This is a genomic window from Actinomycetota bacterium (assembly GCA_019347575.1).
Taxonomy (GTDB): domain Bacteria; phylum Actinomycetota; class Nitriliruptoria; order Nitriliruptorales; family Nitriliruptoraceae; genus JAHWKY01.
This window is the reverse complement of the sequence record JAHWKY010000082.1, coordinates 1-6015: the sequence shown is the minus strand read 5'-3', so window position 1 is coordinate 6015 and position 6015 is coordinate 1. Positions and strand designations below refer to the sequence as shown.

Below are 6015 nucleotides of genomic sequence, written 5' to 3'. Positions count from 1 at the left end.
GGCATCGGCAACCTGCTGGGAGGCACCCTGCTCGTCGCCCTGCCCTTCTGGTACTCGTTCCGGGCGTTCCTCAGCGGAGACGACGCGTGAGCAGCGTGAAGCCGCGGCGGAGGTCCGCCCCCGTCCGCAGCACGTCGAGGGCCAGCCCGGTCACGGTCCGCACCCGATCGTGGGCGAGGCCGGCCAAACGGTGGCGTGCCGCTGCCTGGTACGCCGCGATGCTGTAGGTCGGGTACGGGTGCATCGTGGCCGCGACGTCGCCGATGCTGCCACGGCGGCGTACCACGTCGGCCAGCGCGGCGATCGACTCCCCGGCGTGCGGCGCGACGATCGTCGCGCCCACCAGCCGGCCGCGTGCGGCGATCAGCCGGACCCACCCGTCGGTCCGCCCGTCGGTGATCGCACGGTCGATCTCGTCGAACCTGAGGTCGATGACGTCGGCGGCGTCCGGCAGGCGGCGGCGTGCACGCTCGGCGGTCACGCCGACGTGCGCGATCTCGGGGTCGGTGTACACGACGGTCGGGACCGCGCGACGTTGCACGGTCCTGCGCAGCAGGAACAGCCCGTTGGCGGCCGCCGTCGCACCGTGGTGCGCGGCTAGGTGGGTGAGGTTGGGTCCGCCCACGACGTCCCCGGCAGCGAAGATGTTCGGCGTGGTCGTGCGCAGCGTGTCGTCGACGATCACCACGCCGTCCGTGTCCGTCTGCACGCCGGCCGCCGGCAGCTCCAACCCGTCGGTCACCGGGTGGCGTCCGACGGCGACGATCACGCGGTCGACCGCCAGCGCGTCACGATCCGATCCGATCTTCAACCGCGTCCCTCCCGCCGACGGCGACGCGCCCGTGACCGAGGTGCCACGCAGGACCTCAACCCCGTCCGCCGACAGCTGTCGAGCCACGGCAGCCCCCACGTCCGCATCGAACTCCCGGAGGAGCCGCTCGGCCGCCTCGATCAAGATCACGTCGTGGCCCAACCGGGCGAACGCCTGGCTCAGCTCACACCCCGTTGCACCACCCCCGACGACGGTCAACCGGCCAGGCAGGTCCTCCAGCTCGTCCCACACCGTGTCCGTCGTGAGGGGCTCGGCGTCCGCGAGCGCGTCGGGGACCACGGGCGTGGAACCGGTGGCGACCACGGCCGCCCGGAAGCCGATCGATCTGCCGTCGATGTCGAGGCGGTCGCTGCCGGTGAAGCTCGCGTGCCCGTCGAGGACGTCGATCCCCATGCCCCGGAGACGTTCGGGCGAGTCCTGCGGCGCGATGTCGGCCTGGGCGCGACGCACGTGGGCGGCGCCCTGGGCCCGGTCGATCTCCAGCTCCGACGGTCGGATCCCCACACGGTCGGCGTGACGGATCGTGTGGCGGTCGAGGCCGCCGCGAGCAACGCCTTGCTCGGCACACATCCGGTCCACAGGCAGTCGCCGCCGGTTCGATCCCGCTCGATCAGTGCGACCTTCGCGCCCGCGACGGCGGCCACCTGGGCATCGATCAGTCCAGCTGTCCCAGCCCCGATGACCGCCAGGTCGTAACGACCGTCGGTCATACGAACGTCCCGAGCCAGGTCGTCAGGGCGTACATCGCACCGTAGGTCACGCCCGCCACCACGAGGATGACCATCAGGCTGCGCCCCGACCGTCGGACACCGTCCACGTGACACGCGTCCCGCCGGCGTAACGCGATCCAGACCAACCCTGCCGCGACGAGCAACCCGGCGGCGCGGAACCACCAGCCCCATTCGGTGTACAGGTCGGTCGCCAGGGTGTAGGCGGTCGCTCCACCGATCAGCCCCACAAGGGCGAGAGCAGCCGGACCGACGCAGCACAGGATCGCGACCAGCCCAGAGGCGAGGCCGATCCGCGTCGCGGGCAGGCGCAGGCGGTTCTCATCGTCCCGCGGACGTCCCTCGCTGGCCTGGCGCTGTCGCGTCTGCATGTCTAGTCCCCCGGCCGGTCGTCGCCCGCGGCGGTGCCCTGTTGCGCCTGCGCGATCGCCCAGGCCGCGTTGATCAAGCCGATGTGGCTGAAGGCCTGCGGGAAGTTGCCGATCAGCTCACCGCTCTCCGGGGCGACCTCTTCCGACAGCAGGCCCACGTCGTTGACGAACCCGACCGCCCGCTCGAAGACCTCCCGGGCTCGCTCGGTCTGCCCGGAGCGGGCGTACGCCTCTGCGAGCCAGAAGGTGCACAGCAGGAAGCTGCCTTCCTCTCCGGCGAGACCGTCGTGGGCCCGGTAGCGGTAGACCAGCCCGTGCTCGTCCGTCAGCCGCTCGGCGGTCGCGTCGATCGTGGCCAGCACCCGCTCGTCGTCGGCCGGCAGGAACCCGACGATCGAGATCACGAGGTTGGACGCGTCCAGATCGGTCGTCCCGAAGGCCTGCGTGAACGCACCGGCCTCATCGCTCCATCCGCGGTCGAGGATGGCCTGGCGGACCTCGTCGCGGGTCCGCTTCCACGCCTCGATCCTGTCGGAAGCGTCGAGAGCGCCAGCGAGGTCGATCGCACGATCCAGTGCCACCCAGCACATCAGCTTCGAGTACAGGTAGTGGTGGGGCTCGCCGCGGATCTCCCAGATGCCGTGGTCGGTCTCGGTCCACACCTCGGCAGCCGTATCGGCCAGCGTCACGAGGAAGCGTTGCTCCTGGTCGTCCAGGTCGCTCAACTGGTCCCGCAACCGATGGACCGCGGCGAGCAACTCGCCGTACACGTCCAACTGCTCCTGCTGCCAGGCGCCGTTGCCGACCCGCACCGGGCGGCTGTCCCGCCACCCGGACAGGTGGTTCAGCTCACGCTCCGACAGGTCACGCTCCCCGCCCACCCCGAACATGATCTGCAGCTCACGGCGGCGGTACACCGAGCTGGCGGCGGTCGTCAGGTAGTCCAGGAACGCTCGCGACTCATCCGGGCAAGCCGCAACCCACAACGCATCCAGCGTGAAGCTGGCGTCGCGCACCCAGGCGTAGCGGTAGTCCCAGTTGCGCTCACCCCCCACGACCTCCGGCAGCGAGGTCGTGGCGGCCGCGACGATCGCACCGGTCGGCTGGAACGTCAGACCCTGCAGCACCCGGCCCGAGTGGTCCACCAGATCGGCGTACGGGCCCTCGTAGCGCTGATGCTGCTCCTTCCAGGACCGCCACGCCGCGACCGTGTCGTCCAGCCGGTCGGCGACCTGCTCCGGGCTCCAAGGCTCCGAAGACGGTTGCCAGCTTGAGCCGTACGACACCGCGAACGACACACTCTCGCCTGCCGACAGACTCACCGTTGCGTGGACCACCGGACCCTCGACGACCAGGGGCACGTCGGTCGACAGCCGCAGCGCCACCGGCCCTCCTCGGGCGATCACGCCGCCGTCGACCTCACGCACCAGCGGGGTCGTCAGCCCGTACTCGTACCGGGGTGCGAACGACACCGCCAGGTCGACCTGACCTTCGGTGCAGACAGCCCGCCGCAACAGCACGTGCGGCGACCCGTCTCCGAGGTCGTGGCCACGGACACTCTCGGCCATCGCCAACGCATCCGTCAGTTCGACGACGCCGTCCGAGGTCTCGAACGTCGTCACCAGCACCAGCGACCCGTCGATGTACCGGCGGGTCACCTCGGCATCGCCGGTCGGGCGCACCGAGAAGTGCCCGCCGTCGCCGTCGTCCAGAAGCCGCGCGAACACCGACGGGCTGTCGAACCGGGGGAAGCACAGCCACTCCACCGACCCGTCCCGGTCGACCAGTGCCGCCGACTGGCAGTCGCTCAATAGCGCGTGGTCGGCGATCGGACGGTCGGACATCCGTTCTCCTCGATCGGCGGGTCCCGGTCCGGGAACCGGTGCACACGGACAGACATTCCTCAGACCGGGCCCTCCACCGTGTGCCCTGTGGCTGGCGGGTTTCCGGACGTCCGTCCAGGGACGGAAGGAAGTCAGAGCGATGGCTTCGTGTTGGCTTCGGCGAGACGACGCCCCGGACGAAGGAACGACGATGCCACGCGTACCCGTCCATACCGTCGATGACGCACCTGACGGGAGCCGGGACCTGCTCAAGGGTCTGAAGGCGAAACATGGCAAGGTCCTGAACATCCACGGCGAGATGGCGCACGCCCCGGCGGTGATCGACCTGTACGTGTCCGCTGAGAAGGCGATCAGCGAGAAGACCTCGCTGGATCTGGCCACACGCAAGGCGATCCACCTCGCGGTCTCCGCGGTGAACGGTTGCGGGTACTGCCAGTCGGCGTACACGGTGGGCTGCAAGAAGGCGGGGTTCGACGAGGACCAGACGGTCGCGATCCGCGAGGGCCGCGAGCGCGAGTTCGACGAGAAGCTGTCGGCGTTGCTGGCGGTCGCGCGGGAGGTCGCCGGGAACACCGGTTACGTCGAAGACGGCACCTGGCAGACCGCGATCGATGCGGGCTGGTCGGACGTGGAGATCCTCGAGGCGTTCGCGGACACGATCCGGGCGATCGTGACCAACTACTTCAACCACCTGACCGGCACCGAGATCGACCTGCCGCTCGCGCCCGGACTCGACGAGGGATGACCCACGGGCGCTCAGAGCGGGACGGTCAGAGGTGTGCGACCGGCTCCGCGACCGGCGCCGCTCCCCGCAGCGGGGCGTAGGGCAGCCGGACCTGGAAGGAGGCTCCGCCTCCTGGACGGTCCTGGACCCAGGCGTGACCACCGTGCAGCTGGGCGAACCGCTCGACGAGCGACAGACCGACGCCGGTCCCGGGGGACTCGGGGTGCAGGGACGGACCCTGGCGGAACGGGTCGAAGATCGAACGCTTGATGTCGTCGGGGACGCCCGGGCCCTCGTCGTCGACGCGCAGCAGGACGTGGTCGTCGTGCACGTCGGCGTGGACCTCGACAGCACCGCCGGGCGGGGTGTGCCGCATGGCGTTGACGACGAGGTTCTCGACTATCCGTTCGACCTGTGCGGGATCCACCCGGACCTCGACGTCGGGGACCTCGGCGACGACGGGGCGGCGGGGTGACACCTCCTCCAGGACCCGGTGCACCAGCGCCCGCAGGTTGGTGGGCCGTCGGTCCGGTTCGACGACCCCGCGGGTCAGCCGGTCGAGATCGAGCAGGCTCGACAGCAGCTCGTCCAGCCGTTGGGCGTTCTCCGCGATCCGTTCGACCAGTTGCGTACGCATCGCCGGGTCGAGATCGTCGCGGCGCCGGTCCAGCGTCTGCGCCCCGGCCTTGAGCACAGTCAGTGGCGTTCGCAGCTCATGGGAGACCGCGGTCAGGAACGTGTCCTTCATGTCCCCCAGCTCCTCGAGCCGCTGCACGGTCTCTTTCTCCTGCGACAGGAGCCGTTCCAGCTCGTCGCGTTGCGACGCCAGCTCGTCGGCCTGGTCGCCTAGCTTGCGTCCTGCCCGCCGGGCCACCGGCAGGAGCAGCACGTACAACACGATCAGACCGATCGCGAGCACCCCGTCGAGCACGTGCGTGAAGTCCGCGGTCGCGGCGGCGGTGGGTGCGAAGTCCTGGTAGATCTCTGCGACGGCCGGGAACCCACCCACCTCGATAGGGACGTAGGTCTGCACGGCGCGATCGACCAGATCGTGCTCGTAGGTGTGCTCGTCTCCTGTCAGGTCGGTCACCTCGCTGTGACGCCCGTCGGCGATCACCTTGCGGATCTCGAACCGTTCCCCCTCGAAGCGTTCGCCGACCAGACGCGGCTCGTCGGAGAAGACGATCGTCCCGTCCGGACGCCAGATCTTGACGCGGAAGACGTCCTCGAGGAGGACGAACTCGTGGGCCAGGTCCGCCAACTCGTCGTACCGCTCGCCACGTACCGGCTCCTGCACGTCCTCCACACGCAGGTGGTCCTCGATGACGGTCCCCACGACGAACTCGGCGTGGAAGTCTGCGAAGTCGCGGTACTGCTGGGTGACGATCCGCCCGAGCAGGACGTGCGTCGCGATCCCGACGGCGACGAACACGACCGCGGCGGCCAATGCGAACCGACCCACCAGGGACCGCGACGTACGAGCCCAACCGGCCATGCATCCCTCACCGGATCGTGT

The 6015-nt window shown here is 69.9% G+C and carries 5 protein-coding genes; 1 reads left to right on the top strand and 4 read right to left on the bottom strand.

The window, feature by feature from the left end; all coding sequences use genetic code 11:
* Window positions 1-70: 70 nt before the first annotated feature.
* The 3 genes from KY469_22160 to KY469_22150 all read right to left on the bottom strand — a co-directional run bounded on the left by KY469_22160 (window position 71) and on the right by KY469_22150 (window position 3775).
* Window positions 71-1225: an FAD-dependent oxidoreductase gene (locus KY469_22160; GenBank protein ID MBW3665801.1), complete on the bottom strand. Its 1155-nt coding sequence runs from the start codon at window positions 1223-1225 to the stop codon at window positions 71-73.
* A gap of 313 nt (window positions 1226-1538) precedes the next feature.
* Window positions 1539-1931, bottom strand: coding sequence for a hypothetical protein (locus KY469_22155; protein MBW3665800.1), 393 nt, complete (start codon window positions 1929-1931; stop codon window positions 1539-1541).
* A 2-nt stretch (window positions 1932-1933) separates the two neighbouring features.
* Complete coding sequence (locus tag KY469_22150) at window positions 1934-3775, bottom strand: glycoside hydrolase family 15 protein (protein MBW3665799.1); 1842 nt, start codon at window positions 3773-3775, stop codon at window positions 1934-1936.
* Between the two features lie 190 nt (window positions 3776-3965).
* On the opposite strand from KY469_22150, the gene KY469_22145 reads away from it, so the two are divergent.
* Window positions 3966-4520, top strand: coding sequence for a carboxymuconolactone decarboxylase family protein (locus tag KY469_22145; GenBank protein ID MBW3665798.1), 555 nt, complete (start codon window positions 3966-3968; stop codon window positions 4518-4520).
* A 25-nt stretch (window positions 4521-4545) separates the two neighbouring features.
* Here the strand turns inward: KY469_22145 and KY469_22140 are convergent.
* The coding region (locus KY469_22140; protein ID MBW3665797.1) for a HAMP domain-containing histidine kinase at window positions 4546-6015 on the bottom strand (1470 nt) is incomplete at its 5' end.

Excerpts from the sequence above, each read along its gene's own strand:
- KY469_22160 (MBW3665801.1), bottom strand. The coding sequence starts at position 1,225 with ATGGGGATCGACGTCCTCGACGGGCACGCGAGCTTCACCGGCAGCGAC.
- KY469_22155 (MBW3665800.1), bottom strand. The coding sequence starts at position 1,931 with ATGCAGACGCGACAGCGCCAGGCCAGCGAGGGACGTCCGCGGGACGAT.
- KY469_22150 (MBW3665799.1), bottom strand. The coding sequence starts at position 3,775 with ATGTCCGACCGTCCGATCGCCGACCACGCGCTATTGAGCGACTGCCAG.
- KY469_22145 (MBW3665798.1), top strand. The coding sequence starts at position 3,966 with ATGCCACGCGTACCCGTCCATACCGTCGATGACGCACCTGACGGGAGC.